Raw genomic sequence first — 14,164 nt, forward strand, 5'->3', positions numbered from 1 at the left:
CGTTTCGCTTTGATTGGCAAGTTTGCACCTGAATCCATGGGTTTTTAGTATTTCATTCTTGCTGTTCTCACGGAGTTAGGCGGAATGCTAAACAAGATTAAAAAATAAAACATAAGTTTTACCTGATTTTAAGTGCCGTTATTTTGGTGCTATTTGCAATCACCGCGGTTGGTATTGTTACCACCAAACACATCAACAATAATTTTATTCATTTTCAAACCATCAATACCACTGCGTTTGAAGCAACCGAAATCGAAACGAACCTTTTGACTGCTCGAACCAATGCATTGACGTATCGGACGAATCGCGATCCACAATTTTTCTCTCAATCGATGGAAGCGTTAAAATTCGCCCTTCAAGAAGCCCAAAAGCAGGCTGAAAATGCCTTCGATCCAGAGCGTAAAACTCGATTTGAAAAAGTGACTTTTGAATTGGTTCGCTACATGGAAAATCTAAATGACGTTTCTCGCTTAATGAAAGAGCGAGATCTAAAGGTTGCCGAACTTGTCTCTTTTCAAAAGCAAGTGGAATCAAAATTAGAAAAACGTCTTTCTGAAGCGACCGATGTAACGCAATATCGTGCGGAACTTGCTGACGCCACCTTAGTGTTTAAAGCGCTAACACAAGAAGCGACAGAATACTTATTGACCAATAATGAGAGCAGTTTGAATCAAAGCTTGACGAGTGGAAATTGTATTTGACGCAACTTGGTTATGTTAATCAAGAGCAGTTAAATGCATTAACCGACAGCTTTGCGAGTTCTTTGTCTCAGGTAGCTGTGTTAATTCGAGAAAGAAATGCTCGATGGGACGTGTTAAAAGAGATTGGTTTTGATATTTCAGAAAAGATCAACGGTATTAAAACAGACGCCGTCAATGACCAGAACGTACTAAAAGAAGAGATACAACGGACCACTGAAGAAGCCACGATTAACGTAGCATTAGCGCTGTTCATCGGATTTCCGGCTTTGTCTTTGCTGTGCGTGTTTATATCTCGCGATATTACCAACAATGTCTTGTTCGCAAAGCAAGTCGCTGAGAAGTTGAGCCGCGGTGAAATCTCTGCAGAGCAGCAACAAGTGAAGGGGAGCGACGAGGTAGCAGAAATGCTTGATGCTCTACATCACATGGAAGAGCAGTTGTATAAAACCGTTTCTGAGGTCATTTCATGCAGTGATCTTCTTGCTTCCGCTTCCGAAGAATTATCAGCCGTAAACTCTGAGATATTAAGCAATGCGCAATCGCAACAAATGGAAACTGACCAAGTCGCAACTGCGGTTAACGAGATGACGGTGGCGATCGCTGAAGTTGCACAAAATGCGAATGGTGCGTCTCGTGAAGCCGAAGTGGCATCGGAGTTGTCTGAACAGGGGCAAGTTGTCCTGCAAAGTGCGACTGAGCAAGTAGGTGGATTAGCAAGTCAAATGGGCACTATGAGCCAGAAAGTTGCGACATTGTCCAATGGTACGGCCGAAGTCGCAGACATCACCCAAGTCATCCAAACCATCGCAGAGCAAACCAACTTACTTGCATTAAACGTAGCGATTGAGGCTGCAAGGGCTGGTGACCAAGGACGTGGATTTACAGTCGTTGCGGATGAAGTGCGCCGAGGTTAAAACCGTAACCCCAGCCATCACCATCGAGTGATTTCGCCACGTCGGTACGAGCAAAATTTGCGCCCGTATCAGCATTAACCGCATCGGCAAGAATACCCAACGTACGTGTGAGCTTGGCTTTACCATAAACAACGCTAGCGCCAGCGCCGACACTGAACTCATCGTTGATTCGGTAGGCGATGGTGGGGTTAAAATTAATCGTTTCTAAACTGGTTTCCCCACCAATCGGTCCGGCTAAGTAGTCATCAGGGTATTCGGTTGCCAATCCAAAGTCAGTGAAGATACCAAGCCCCCAGGACCACGAGTCATTGATTGGGGCTGCGATATAAAAAGATGGCACAACCACATTGTCGACGACGTCATTGTTGGTTAGCTGATTATTGAAGGATTCTGAAGGTCCGTTACCGGTTACGCGAACCTCTGGCATGATGTAAGCAGCACCTACGGACAATTGATAAGAATCGAACAGCGTAATGGCTGCAGGTTATGTGCGACTACCGATGCACCGTCTGCTATGGCGGCTTCGCCTGCATTAGCGCGCCCTAGGCCAGCGGCTGAATGTTCGGATAATTGAAATCCAGCGGCGTATAACTTAGGGGAGCTGAGCGCTATACCTATTGCAAGCGCGAGTTTTGCATTCCTTGTCTTCATATCACTCTGAAACTCCATGTGTTTTTAGGATGCGTTTTAAATAAAAGTGCCTGATAACCTATACAGGGGATGAGTAGGTTATTTGCTAAACACTCAGCTCAAGCATAAAAATAATTAACATATTCGTAACGTTAAATTTCAGGATTTGTTATTACCATCTCATATAACTAATGGTTTGTATTTTTTGGTGTAAATATCTGTAAATGTTATAGTTAAGCTCGATTTATACATCGTGGATTTTTCACGAAATAGCCCTATGGTGTTTGATGTCCACTCAAAAAGTACGGCTTAAATGTTATAGAATGGCGAGTGGTAATTAGTGTATTTTTGTACGCTTGTTTTAAATGGGTGTTTAATTGATATTTAAAGCTTAGTGTTAAAATCGGTCAGAATCATGCAATTTATCACTGAATCGAATGCTAAACCTTATGAGTGATTAGAGCTTTTACTTAAGGAATGGAAAGTCATATGGAGCTGTATTTCTTAGGAACGTCCTCTGGGGTTCCAACTAAATCCCGTAATGTTTCTGCGACTGCTTTGCTGGAGAGCAAGGGGAAAGGGTGGTTTCTGATTGACTGTGGAGAGGCGACTCAACACCAATTGCTACACACTCCGTTATCACTGAATTACTTGCGAGCTATCTGTATTACTCATATTCACGGCGACCATTGCTATGGTTTACCGGGCTTGCTCGCCAGTGCAGGCATGAACAACCGCAAAGATCCTCTGACGGTCATTGCGCCAGAGGGGATTAAACAGTGGTTTGAAGCGACTCAAGCGTTCACCAAACTCTATCTGCCATTTGAGCTTCATTTCATTGAAGTCGAGCAGTTTGATTCGATTGAAATTGGTCAGTTTACGTTTACCGCTACCGCACTTTCCCATCGTGTTCCTAGCTTTGCTTACTGTTTTGAAGAATCAACTATTCGCATGTATCCAGACATTGATAAGCTTGAGCAATCGAACATTCCGAGGGGACCTATCTGGGGAGAACTTGTGCGGGGTAATGATGTGGAGTTCCAAGGTCAAACCTTAATGAGTAAGGCGTTTACTAAGCTTGCACATCCACCGAGAAAAGCGATCATTTGTGGTGATAACGACAAACCAGAGAAGCTCGATAGTCTAATTGAAGGCGCGCATCTGTTGGTACACGAATCAACGTACTCAGAAGCGATGAAAGAGCGAGCAGGAGAAGTCGGTCACGCCTATTCCTCACAAGTTGCCAGTTATGCGCAGACAAAGCAAATTCCGAGCTTGATTCTCACTCACTTTAGTCCTCGCTATCAATTCAGCCCTGAAGCGGAAGTGTCGATCGAGCAGATTCGGAAAGAAGCTCAAACCGCTTACTCTGGTCACCTCTTTCTTGCTCACGATCTCGCCCATTATCGAATTGACAGGGCGGGTTTGGTTGAGGAGGTTAAAGACGCTAAAGATAAGAACGAATAAAGGCTCTTGTCGCGAAAGCAATTCAAAATGAAATCGTCACAACAAGAGCCAACTTGTTCTAGGCACTGCATTCAATGCAGCTTAAGACTAATGAAATACCTGACTACTAAAGCGTAGAAAACGACTTTCTCCCATCAGTTCACGGAACGCTTCTTTATCCAACTTAATCAAGGTTTTGTGATCGCCTGCTTCCAAATACACATGCTCTAAATTGGCGAGCATTTCATCGCAAATGGTTGCCATGTGATAACCGCTACCCACCGGAGGTATCGCGCCGTTATCGCAATCGGTAAACAAACGATAGACTTCTCTTTCTTTGATTAAATGGAAAGAGGCATTGAGCTCGTCATTCAATCGAGACAAGCTGATTTTATTATTCGCAGGCAAGACAGCCATCATATGACGACCTTGGTGATCTTCCAAAGTCACGCTTTTTGCCAAGTTATTGAGAGGGACACCCGCTGCAACACCGCTTTGCAGCGAGCTATTACTATGACTGTGGTTCACGGTTTGAAAGTGAATATGGTGCTCAGTCAAATAGTGGTCGAGCCGGGTTGACATGGTCATGTTAGCCTCCTGAGTTTTGAGACCCACATAAAGTATAGGTAAATCGCTATTCCCCTGACGCTTTACTTGAGCTGTTCTACGCTTACTGAAAGCCAACCACGGAGTATGGCATTGAAAAAGGGAAGCAAAATTGAAGCCTCGGTTGAGCTGATGCAAGTGATGGCAAGGGCTTGTGGACACGATGATCTCAGCAAGTTTAATCAACACGATCTCGCCACTTGGAATCGCGATATGGCGTTGCTTTCTAGGGTGAAATACGCAGGCGTAGACAAGCCTTAACGTTTCTCTTGCTCTGATTCGTGCCTGTTTTACTGTGGCTGCATTTTGTACGATTGATAATTGAGCTCATATGGACCATAATATTAAGACCATTTGGTCTATAGGAGCTCAGTATGGCAACAGCAACATTAAAAAGCTTTAAACCGAAGCTGCCTCATAAGGCAAACTTTTGGTTTATGCTGGGCATTGAAGATGCCGAAACCGGCCGTACCGATGCGGTTCATAAAGGCTTTGAGCCAAAGGTATACCGTAATATCGTCGAGCGTGTGAAGCTTTCTCAAAGCGAATTCCAACACGTTACATTGATCCCGGTGAGCACCATCAAACGTCGACTCAAAAACGAAGAGCGCTTCAACACGCAAGAGAGTGATGCCATCTATCGTTTAGCGATGCTACTTAAGCTAGCAACAGAACTGTTTGATGATGAAGAACGCGCACTAGGTTGGATGCGTGAGAATGTTTATGGTTTGGGTGGCAAGCGCCCACTAGACATGGTTTCAACCACGGTTGATTTTGAAATCGTCAAAGATTTGATTGGACGACTAGAGCACGGGGTATTCTCGTAATATGAAGCTCTATCGACTGACTCAAAAGAAGTTCTGTGAGTCTCCATTTAGCCCAATCGGTGCCAAGCTATTCGGTGGGCGATGGAACTCGAAAGGAACCGAAGCACTGTACTTTTCTCAATCCGAATCTCTTTGCTCGTTAGAAGTTTTCGTTCATGTAAACAACGATCCGGCGATCACCAAGCTTTACGATTTGTATCGTATCGAGATGCCAGAGTACTTAATTGCTGCACTGGATGAAGAAGACTTACCAGTCACTTGGCGCTCCATTCCTGCTAGTGAATCCACACAATACATCGGCGACCAGTTTCTCAACGATCCACATCCTGAGTTTGCTGCACTGCAAGTACCTTCGACAATTTCTCCTCGTGACAACAACTACGTCGTCAATCCAAACCATCCCAAGATGAAAGACATCCTGAAGAAAGCAGAGAAGCTTGATTTTGCTTTCGACCCACGAATCTTTAAATAAAAAAGCTCAGCGTTTGGATTAGCGCTGAGCTCTCTTTCTTTTGTCATTGGGTTAATGCTGAGCAGTGAGTTGTTGATTGTCACTCAACGCCTTCTGATAGCTACTCAATACAATTTCTGCGCCTTTGTAAGAGAGGTGGCTTGCATCGGTGTACATGGCATTGTTGCTGCCCACTTTCATTGCGCATTTGCCCTGTTGGCAGATGTAGTTAGTAAGGTCGACAAACTCCACATGTTCAAATTGGTCAAAGTACGCTGCCAGCGTTGCTACATGATGCGGGTGTGACTGCTTCGGTGCAAAGTCACATTCATTGCCTTTGTTATCACCAAACAATTGCGCTTTCCATAAGCATTCGCCAATAGCATGCGGTGCAGAAGGTGTCGGACCAAAGACAACGATCTCTCTGTCTTCTAACTCGTTCAATAGATGGGTGAGCGACGCTTGGTAATCTTGCTTAGAGAGCTCTTTATTGAAGTTAGAAGAAATCACCACACGTCGAATCGAAGGCGTATCCCGAATAGTTTCGACTGCATCGGTGAAGAAGCTTCGACACGATAGATTATTGACTCCTGCAATCATGTCGACATAACCCACTGCACAAGAATCTTGCGTAAGTTGGACAACCCCCGTAGGTGTGTCATTTGAGAGTTGCTGAACAAAGACCATGCTGTGGCTGTTACCCAATACTGCGACAGTAGGCTCTGAAGATGAAGAACAAGTGTCGTTGATGGTTGTATTACCATTACATGCAATGCCGTAACCATTGTTTACGCGCATAGCTTCAAAAAATGCGCTACGGTCTGGAAAGCCTCCATTTTTATGACCGACGACACCAAAAGCAAGCAGCGGCAGGGTGACTAACACAAGTGAAGCAGCAAGTGTGCTTATGCCGATTTTCTTGCGGCTACGGAAAGGCTTTTCAACAAAGCGCCAAGTAAGGTAAGAAAAGGCAAATAGAGCCACTAGATAAAACGCGAGGCTGAACTCTTGTCCGGCAGTAAGTACGTAGCGATAAAAAACCAAGAAAGGAATGTGCCACAAATAAAGGCTATAGCTGATCAACCCAATAAAAACCACCGATTTGAGACTTAAAGCTTTACCAAGCGTATTGTCTTTGGATGAGAACAAGATAATAAGTGCGGTGCCAATCACAGGGATTAATAGCATAAGCCCGGCGCCATCTTTTGATTTATCAAACAACAAAGCAGAGGCGAGAACTAGCGTTAAACCAATCATAGCTAAGGTGTTGTTGGGTTTGATAACGGTTTTGCGCATCACTAGGGCAATCAGAGAGCCCGCTGCCAGTTCCCACGCACGGGAGAAAATCATGTAAAAGGCGAAATCAGGATCACCACTGGCGTACCAAATAGTCATCAGGCTTAATGCAAACACCGCAATGAAGAAGGTGAGGTAAGACATGAGCTTGCCTCGTGCCAGAAGCATAAGCAGAAGAGGGATTACAATGTAGTATTGTTCCTCCACACCTAAGCTCCAAGTATGAAAGAGCGGATTGGCTTGTTCTTCCAGCCCAAAATAATTGTGCCCTTTGAGGTAAAGCAAAACATTAGAAGCGGACAGAATGGAAGACACAGAAAACTCGCCCACCTCTTTGTGTGCATGTGGAAGGAACAACCACCAAGAGAGTAGGTAACATACTGCAATAACCAGCAGCAGTAAGGGCAGAATCCTACGAATACGGCGCTCGTAGAAATCAGCAAGGCTGAATTGGTTCTTATCCAAATCGTTTATCACAATTGTGGTAATTAAATAGCCACTGATCACGAAGAACACGTCTACGCCAATAAAGCCACCAGCGAACGCTTCGATGTCTGCGTGGAAGAAGATCACCAATATGACGGCAATCGCTCTTAATCCATCTATTTCTGCTCGGTAAGTCATCATCATCTCTCCCTAGTCAACAAACTCACTAACGCAAAATGCGCACCAAAAATTAGGCTCATAAAATCAGTGAGTTAAATAGCATTCTGAAGATGAGAAGAGTTTTGCAGGATGACTTCTTATATTGATTTTCATTTTGAAAATTTAAAACTCAGCGGTTTCTAGCAAAATGACGTGCTACGGATGTAAATCAAAGAACGGTTGAACGGAAGTTTTTATACTCGGAACTAAGTGAACAAACTCAGAAACGAGGCTATGAGCCAAAACGATATTCAAGCCAAGATTGCCAGCTTTACTTGTATCGAAGAAGCTTTGGATTACTTCGATATTGGTTTTGACAGCCGCTTTATTGATAAACACAGAGTGGAGTTAGTAAAGCGCTTCAATGGCTATTTGATTCTGACTAAGCCTGAAGATTGGTTTGCGGCTCGCCGTGCATTAAAGAACGCATACTGCAAAGTGCAGCGAAGTTTGTTGGATAAAACCACACGCTCGGCTTGTCGTGGTTGCACTTCTTGTCAGCGTCGTTAGAACCCATTTCAATACCCAAGCCATAATGTCAGACAACACTGGGCGCAAAAAAAAAGAGAAACCCCGCAGATGCATTCAAACTCATCTGCGGGGTTTTTGTCTATTCAACTTGCCTATTCAAATAAGTCGGCTGAACTAGGCAAGCTCAACGGTTTAGTTTGCTTGGTAAGTCGGGTAATCCAACAGACCTTTTTCGTTACCACCAAACAGCGTCGCAGGATCGTGAGCCGTTAACGGGTAATCGTTCTTGATACGGTTCGGTAGGTCAGGGTTCGCGATGAACGGACGTCCAAAGCCAACCATATCTGCCAAGCCACTTTCTAGAGCTTCAGCCGCTTTCTCTGTGTTGTAGCGACCAGCATAGATGATGGTGCCTTTGTAAGCTTCACGAACGGCTGTTTTGAACTCAGCAGGCGTATCTGGTGCGTCATCCCAGTCTACTTCTGCAATGTGCATGTAAACAACGTTTAGCTTATCAAGCAGTGCCGCAGCAGCTGTGTAAGTTTCTACTGGTGTTTTATCTACAGTACCGTTTAGTGACGTAAACGGAGCAAGACGAACACCAACGCGATCAGCGCCAATCGCTTGAGTCATCGCTTCAACCACTTCACTCAAGAAACGTAGACGGTTTTCAACTGAACCACCGTATTCATCTGTACGGTTGTTTGCTTCAGAATCGATAAACTGGTTTACAAGGTAGCCGTTTGCTGCGTGCAGTTCGATACCATCAAAGCCCGCTTCAATCGCATTCAATGCCGCTTGACGGTACTCTTCGATAACCACTTTGATGTCTTCTTTCGTCATCTCACGTGGTTCTACCACGTCAACGAAACCAGGCTCATCTGTGCCGTTATCGATAAACACTTTCACGTTTTCTGCTTTTAGTGCAGAAGAAGAAATTGGCTGCTCACCACCGATGTTGTCAGGGTGAGTTACACGGCCTACGTGCCAAAGCTGAGCGAAGATCGCACCGCCTTTTGCGTGTACAGCGTCAGTGACTTTTTTCCAACCTGCGATTTGTTCTTGGCTGTAAATACCCGGAGTCCAAGCGTAACCTTGACCCATAGGTGAAATCTGTGTGCCTTCCGCAACAATTAACCCCGCAGATGCGCGCTGTGCGTAGTACTCAGCCATCATGTCGTTTGCGACGTTGCCAGGTTGGCTTGCACGAGAGCGAGTCATTGGTGGCATAACGATACGGTTCTGAAGCGTTAGAGAACCAAGTTGTACAGGTTGAAATAATGTATCTTTCATGACTAACCTCGTTATTTGCTTGTTTGAATCAATTCGATTTGGTAACCGTCAGGGTCTTTAATGAATGCGATATGAGTTTCACCGCCTTTCATTGGAACTGGTTCACGAGTGACATTGCCACCAAGTGCTTTGATTTTGTCGCATGCAGCGTAAATATCTTCACAACCTAATGCCATGTGACCGAACGCATTACCTAGGTCATAGCTGTCTGTGTCCCAGTTGTAAGTCAGTTCAATCGTCGCGCTTCCAGGTTGGTCTGCGTTACCGACAAACACAAGAGTGTAGCGGTATTCTGTGTTTTCGAAGCGATCAAGCTCGCTCATACCAAGAACTTTGGTGTAAAACTCGACGGACTTATCCAGGTCAGTCACGCGGATCATAGTGTGAAGAAATTTCATATTTAACCTTCTTATCTCGGCTTGTGAGGCAATGTCGGAGTGACAAAGGCATTTCAACAAGCAACGTTGTTGAAGCTAAAGATAAAGGTATTACATGCAAACATGAAATTATCATTGATTATTGTTTGTATAATATTCTGTTATCAAAATCGTAGGGTATTTGATCATTTTGGTGGCTCATTAATCGAAGTAAAAGCGCGAGGCACTTTAACCTTTTATTTTTAATATAAATTACTTACAGTGATTGATTATTGGATTGAATGCATACTCATAGAAACAAAAGGACAGCGGATGAATGAATCAGTGTATCGTGCAATGTCTTGGCTGAAAGGAATACTGGATAAGCAAGATATTCGTTACCAGATTGTCGGAGGTTTCGCCGCCCACCTTCATGGTGGTTCTCGGCCTATTGCTGACATTGACCTCTATATTGAAAGAGAGGATGTACATGAGCTTCTACCGTTCTTTCAACCTTTTGTAAGTAAACCGCTTAAACACTACTGTGAAGAAGGGTGGGACTTAGAATACCTTCAGCTGATTTATGAAAACCAGAAAATCGAAATTGGATTGACTCCGGGGACGAAGATTTTCAGCACCTCAAACCAACAATGGGTATTGCTTGATATTAATTTGGCCGAATCCGTACAGCGCGATTTTCATGGGCTCACTTTGCCGGTCATCAATGCAAGCTCTCTTGTTGAGTACAAACGAATTCTCAATCGAGAAGTCGATCAAATCGATATCAAAGAGCTAGAAGAAATCCAACAAGCGGATAGTGCTCAATCAATGACTCAAACCAGAATTTAGAGAAATACAAGGCAACAAACTATGAAGAAAAGTAAGTTTCTATTGGCATTAATACTCGGCAGTTTGGCTGTAATACCGAGTGTATCAATGGCGAATGACCAAGTATTGAAGCAAGCTTATCAATCGCAGCAAAGCGATGTACAAGTTCGAGGTTCAGGTGTAGTCATTCGTGTGTTACGAGATGACAACGTTGGCTCGAGACATCAAAAATTCATCCTTAAGCTAGAATCTCGCCAAACGCTTTTGGTTGCTCACAATATTGACTTGGCTCCAAGAGTTGCGAATCTGAACGTTGGTGACCGTATTGAATTTAATGGTGAATATGAGTGGAATTCAAAAGGTGGTGTCTTGCACTGGACGCACCACGATCCACAAGGACGCCACGAAGGTGGTTGGTTGAAACATAATGGTCGAACGTACCAATGAACATTGTTCCGGAGCTAGATTTAAGCCCCGCCGAGCATCTAGCCATCAAGCATTTGCGAAATGCCGCATTTCCTGAGCATCGGTCAGACCAATCTTATTACAAGCAGTTACCTCATTATCGTGCTCTTGAGTTTCAGGGTACAAAGCTGATTGGTTATATGGGGCTGGACTATCGCGTGATGAACTTGAATGAACAGCCAACCAAAGTGTTGGGGATCATCGATTTATGCGTTGATACTGACTTCCAAGGGAAAGGTGTCGCTTCAACAATGCTTACTCGTGTTACAGAGTATGCCCAAGACAAAGACGTTGATTTCATCATTCTCGTGGCTGACGATCCATCGCTTTATCTAAAAAACGGATTTCAGTGTTTTGAGGCAGAGGCGGCCTGGTTGAGAGTGCACGAACACAAAAATTATGGCGTCGCGGAAGAAAGGCTCAATGACCTTTATGTGAAACCATTGCGTGGTCAAATAGTGACAAAGGGTGCACTCGATTGGTTGGGGTATATGTACTAACCATCATAGAAAATATCGAATTAGACATGATTAAGGAAAGGATGCCATGAATGTCTCTCTGAGAGAGGTTACGAAACAAAACTATGAACTCGTCTGCGACTTGGATGTAACGAAACCACAAGAAGAATTTGTAGCACGCAACATGTGGTCGCTGGTGGAGTCTTTCTACAACGAAGGCCATGTAGTTCGTGCAATCTATCTAGACGAGGAAGCCGTTGGTTTTTTCATGTGGGTTCATGAAGCAAGTGATAAAGTTTCTATTTGGCGTTTTATGGTCGATGCCAAACACCAAAACAAAGGAATAGGGCGAGTTGCATTAAAACTGGCAATCGAAGAGATCAAACAAGCGCCCAATCTCAAACATATAGAGATCTGTTACAACCCGACTAATCCAGTCGCTAAGCCTTTCTACAGTCAGTTAGGTTTTGAAGAAGTTGGTATGGATGAAGATGGTGAAGATATGTTGGCAATCATCGAACTCTAACGCACATACCATGAAAAAGGTGTCAGCACAGCTAACCCCTCTGATTCAGAATTTGAAAACCCGTAATGGCCGCGTTTAGCTCCCTCTATCGGTCTTTCATTTTGCGTTAGTTACAGCAAGCAGTAATTCGAGCTCTTCAGGTGTCAGTAAGTCTTTGTTTTTCAGGACTTCACTTTCTTCTAAAGAAAGCCGCGTCTGGCTTATTAAGTATTTTTTTTGAGTTGGCGTCAGATCCTTAAGCGAATCTATCAACTCTTTAAAATTTGTGTTGTTCATAGCCTAGCATTTCCAATTAACGTAATATTTTTTATTGTTTTGTCACTAATCCATGTTGGATAAGTAATCAGTTATCTGTTGGTTTATCGTAACCAACTCTTTATTAACTATAGCCAGATCCCCGCTATCTGGTGCGATATTATCTCTTGTATGCTCCTCTATATTGTTAAGTGCTGATACTGCTGACTCCTCTCCAAAGCTTGAAAGGATGCCTTTTAAACTGTGTGACAATAGGAACAACTCAGGCCAATTTTGGTCTTGGTTAAGTTGATTAATACGCTCCAATCCATCTTCGTAGTCTTCCATATAGGTTGAGAAAACAGCAAAGATAATATCGACATCGTTATCCATATAAGTATTGAGTACTTCGAAATTGATCATTGCTCATCTCCACTGTGTGGCTTGTAGGTTAAAAGGGGTTGGCAACTGGGACGAGTAAGAGCCGGATAGGTAATCTTTGAGCCAGTTAGACCAATTGGGTGGTAAAGGACGCTGAGAAAGAAACTCAATGCTCTCGTCCAATATAATATCTGTTGCATCAATGCTGTTATCAGAGAGTTTTTTGAGGCGCATTTCAGTTGAGAACGGGTATCTATCCCTCAAGCGCTTGTCGTTGTTGTCTCCTTGAGCGCTTTGCTTCATCGGCACTCCAGACTTTGCCGCGAGTAGTGCCAGTAAGCTCTGTTTAATTGCGAATTCACCGAAGAAATCCATCAATGGAATCGCTTGTTTCAACAAGGGCAACGGGGTTTTATTTGGTGTTGCATAGTAGTAGCTGAGAGACTTCATCAGCTTTCTGTGCGCGTATTCTGGTCGCGCTTCAAGCAACAACAACTTGCATTGCATCATTTGCTTGAAGGCCGCTAAATCGACTTGCTGATTTCGGTTCAGTTGTTTCTCCGCCAGCAAGCAAAAGTCATTCAGTTTTATAAGTACTTTTTTCTTCTCGTTGGCGCTCGAAAGCGTCTTGAAGTGCTCACTAATCAAATCAACATACGAATTCATTGCAGATAACCAGAGCGTATCAGTTGAAGAAACGTTCGAAGCATATAGATACCCAACCTCGTATAGCCTGTCTATCTGCCTAAGCTTGGATACTATTCGAGAAACAGTGACCATACGTGCACTACTGCTTGGTGTAAGCTCAAACGCTCGGTTTGCCAGAATGGACGCATTATTGTGCTGGCCAAGTGTTTCGTATAAGCCAACGAGATTATCAATTGCTCTCAAACAAAGAGGGTTATGCGTAACATAGTTTGCTAACACATCCACCGCTTCTCTGAGCTTCCCTTGTTTATGGAGTAAAAAGGCTTCAGCGCAGATACGGCTCGCGTGTTCTTTGTCATTACAGAAGGGAAGGAAGTTCTCAAGCACATCAAACTGCTGAGTCTCGACCAAGGTATCGATAAGCAGTGATTCTACACAAACGCTCGTCGCATACTTTTTATGTAGGCGTGCTACTTCAGCGAGAGTGAGTGTACTGCATTTACCCAGTGATTGACGTACTTCCGCAAGGTTATGCTGCTCTTGTAATGCAGCAAGCATCTTGTTTTTCAAGGCTTTGGTTTGGAGTGGTTTGGTAAGTAGGTGTCTTACTCGGCCAGAAAGGGCAGTCAGTACCGTTTCCTGCGTTGCATCACCAGATATCATAAGAACCGCAGTGGTGTCCGAGATTAACTTGGCTCGGCTCATCAAATTGATCAAATCGAGCCCAGTCAACTTAGTCGATAGGTGATAGTCCATCACAATAAATGAGTAAAAGCGTGTTTTCACCGCGTTCAATGCTTCTTGAGCGCTATTCACACAAGTGATGTTCGACAATTTTGCCCCGAGCGAAACCAGTTGATGCTTGATCAACGTCGCTGATGTTGAGCAGTCATCAATGACTAAAATGCTGATGTTATCGACTTCGATCTTCCCTGCGGTCAAACTTCTACCTATTTGTACGGATTAGCACACTCTAAAATAAAGTTAG

General features: G+C 43.9%; 18 protein-coding genes and 1 pseudogene. 11 read left to right on the plus strand and 8 right to left on the minus strand.

Annotated elements, in window-relative coordinates; genetic code table 11:
* Positions 1-143: 143 nt before the first annotated feature.
* Entirely contained in the window at positions 144-701 is a 558-nt protein-coding gene (locus H735_RS31670) for a hypothetical protein (RefSeq protein ID WP_020196308.1), read from the plus strand.
* Complete coding sequence (locus tag H735_RS31675) at positions 698-1,615, plus strand: methyl-accepting chemotaxis protein (RefSeq protein ID WP_238320687.1); 918 nt, start codon at positions 698-700, stop codon at positions 1,613-1,615. The genes H735_RS31670 and H735_RS31675 overlap by 4 nt, the downstream gene beginning before the upstream one ends.
* On the opposite strand, the pseudogene H735_RS16925 reads toward H735_RS31675, so the two are convergent.
* Positions 1,581-2,284 (minus strand): annotated as a pseudogene (locus H735_RS16925) (outer membrane protein transport protein). The gene H735_RS31675 and the pseudogene H735_RS16925 overlap by 35 nt on opposite strands.
* Before the next feature lie 450 nt (positions 2,285-2,734).
* Here H735_RS16925 and H735_RS16935 point away from each other — a divergent pair.
* Positions 2,735-3,712 carry a ribonuclease Z gene (locus tag H735_RS16935; RefSeq protein ID WP_020196305.1) on the plus strand — a complete coding sequence of 326 codons (978 nt, stop codon included), beginning with the start codon at positions 2,735-2,737 and terminating at the stop codon, positions 3,710-3,712.
* An 87-nt stretch (positions 3,713-3,799) separates the two neighbouring features.
* Here the strand turns inward: H735_RS16935 and H735_RS16940 are convergent, their stop codons facing one another.
* A complete protein-coding gene (locus tag H735_RS16940) occupies positions 3,800-4,279 on the minus strand; it encodes an aminoacyl-tRNA deacylase (RefSeq protein ID WP_020196304.1) in 480 nt (159 codons plus the stop codon).
* 111 nt (positions 4,280-4,390) lie between these two features.
* On the opposite strand from H735_RS16940, the gene H735_RS30970 reads away from it, so the two are divergent.
* The 3 genes from H735_RS30970 to H735_RS16950 all read left to right on the plus strand — a co-directional run bounded on the left by H735_RS30970 (position 4,391) and on the right by H735_RS16950 (position 5,596).
* Entirely contained in the window at positions 4,391-4,558 is a 168-nt protein-coding gene (locus H735_RS30970) for a hypothetical protein (RefSeq protein WP_155399401.1), read from the plus strand.
* 113 nt (positions 4,559-4,671) lie between these two features.
* Positions 4,672-5,124, plus strand: coding sequence for a type II RES/Xre toxin-antitoxin system antitoxin (gene parS, locus H735_RS16945; RefSeq protein ID WP_005426938.1), 453 nt, complete (start codon positions 4,672-4,674; stop codon positions 5,122-5,124).
* Position 5,125: 1 nt separating this feature from the next.
* Complete coding sequence (locus tag H735_RS16950; RefSeq protein ID WP_020196302.1) at positions 5,126-5,596, plus strand: RES family NAD+ phosphorylase; 471 nt, start codon at positions 5,126-5,128, stop codon at positions 5,594-5,596.
* Positions 5,597-5,647: 51 nt separating this feature from the next.
* Here H735_RS16950 and H735_RS16955 read toward each other — a convergent pair whose 3' ends face one another.
* Positions 5,648-7,495, minus strand: a complete 1,848-nt coding sequence (locus tag H735_RS16955) for an acyltransferase family protein (protein WP_027726703.1) — start codon at positions 7,493-7,495, stop codon at positions 5,648-5,650.
* Between the two features lie 255 nt (positions 7,496-7,750).
* Between H735_RS16955 and nifW the strand changes: the two genes are divergently transcribed.
* Positions 7,751-8,026: a nitrogenase-stabilizing/protective NifW family protein gene (nifW, locus tag H735_RS16960; RefSeq protein WP_005441361.1), complete on the plus strand. Its 276-nt coding sequence runs from the start codon at positions 7,751-7,753 to the stop codon at positions 8,024-8,026.
* A 153-nt stretch (positions 8,027-8,179) separates the two neighbouring features.
* On the opposite strand, the gene H735_RS16965 is transcribed toward nifW, so the two are convergent.
* Both H735_RS16965 and gloA read right to left on the minus strand, forming a co-directional pair.
* Positions 8,180-9,280, minus strand: coding sequence for an alkene reductase (locus H735_RS16965; RefSeq protein WP_020196300.1), 1,101 nt, complete (start codon positions 9,278-9,280; stop codon positions 8,180-8,182).
* An 11-nt stretch (positions 9,281-9,291) separates the two neighbouring features.
* Positions 9,292-9,678: a lactoylglutathione lyase gene (gloA, locus tag H735_RS16970; protein WP_020196299.1), complete on the minus strand. Its 387-nt coding sequence runs from the start codon at positions 9,676-9,678 to the stop codon at positions 9,292-9,294.
* 291 nt (positions 9,679-9,969) lie between these two features.
* Here gloA and H735_RS16975 point away from each other — a divergent pair, with 291 nt between their 5' ends.
* The 4 genes from H735_RS16975 to H735_RS16990 all read left to right on the plus strand — a co-directional run bounded on the left by H735_RS16975 (position 9,970) and on the right by H735_RS16990 (position 11,913).
* Positions 9,970-10,485, plus strand: coding sequence for a hypothetical protein (locus H735_RS16975; RefSeq protein WP_020196298.1), 516 nt, complete (start codon positions 9,970-9,972; stop codon positions 10,483-10,485).
* An 87-nt stretch (positions 10,486-10,572) separates the two neighbouring features.
* Positions 10,573-10,911: a DUF3465 domain-containing protein gene (locus tag H735_RS16980; protein WP_020196297.1), complete on the plus strand. Its 339-nt coding sequence runs from the start codon at positions 10,573-10,575 to the stop codon at positions 10,909-10,911.
* The gene (locus H735_RS16985) at positions 10,908-11,429 is read left to right on the plus strand and encodes a GNAT family N-acetyltransferase (RefSeq protein WP_020196296.1); all 522 of its coding nucleotides are present in this window, start codon (positions 10,908-10,910) and stop codon (positions 11,427-11,429) included. Before H735_RS16980 ends, H735_RS16985 begins: the two co-directional genes overlap by 4 nt.
* A gap of 46 nt (positions 11,430-11,475) precedes the next feature.
* The gene (locus H735_RS16990; RefSeq protein WP_020196295.1) at positions 11,476-11,913 is read left to right on the plus strand and encodes a GNAT family N-acetyltransferase; all 438 of its coding nucleotides are present in this window, start codon (positions 11,476-11,478) and stop codon (positions 11,911-11,913) included.
* A 96-nt stretch (positions 11,914-12,009) separates the two neighbouring features.
* On the opposite strand, the gene H735_RS16995 is transcribed toward H735_RS16990, so the two are convergent.
* Genes H735_RS16995 through H735_RS17005 form a run of 3 tightly spaced genes read right to left on the minus strand, consistent with a single transcriptional unit; the run spans position 12,010 to position 14,118 of the window.
* On the minus strand, positions 12,010-12,189 hold the full coding sequence (locus tag H735_RS16995) for a hypothetical protein (protein WP_009705290.1): 180 nt from the start codon (positions 12,187-12,189) through the stop codon (positions 12,010-12,012).
* A 45-nt stretch (positions 12,190-12,234) separates the two neighbouring features.
* Positions 12,235-12,570, minus strand: coding sequence for an Hpt domain-containing protein (locus H735_RS17000; protein WP_020196294.1), 336 nt, complete (start codon positions 12,568-12,570; stop codon positions 12,235-12,237).
* Between the two features lie 3 nt (positions 12,571-12,573).
* Complete coding sequence (locus tag H735_RS17005; protein WP_020196293.1) at positions 12,574-14,118, minus strand: response regulator; 1,545 nt, start codon at positions 14,116-14,118, stop codon at positions 12,574-12,576.
* Positions 14,119-14,164 lie beyond the last annotated feature (46 nt).

This window comes from Vibrio owensii CAIM 1854 = LMG 25443 (assembly GCF_000817815.1).
Lineage (GTDB): Bacteria > Pseudomonadota > Gammaproteobacteria > Enterobacterales > Vibrionaceae > Vibrio > Vibrio owensii.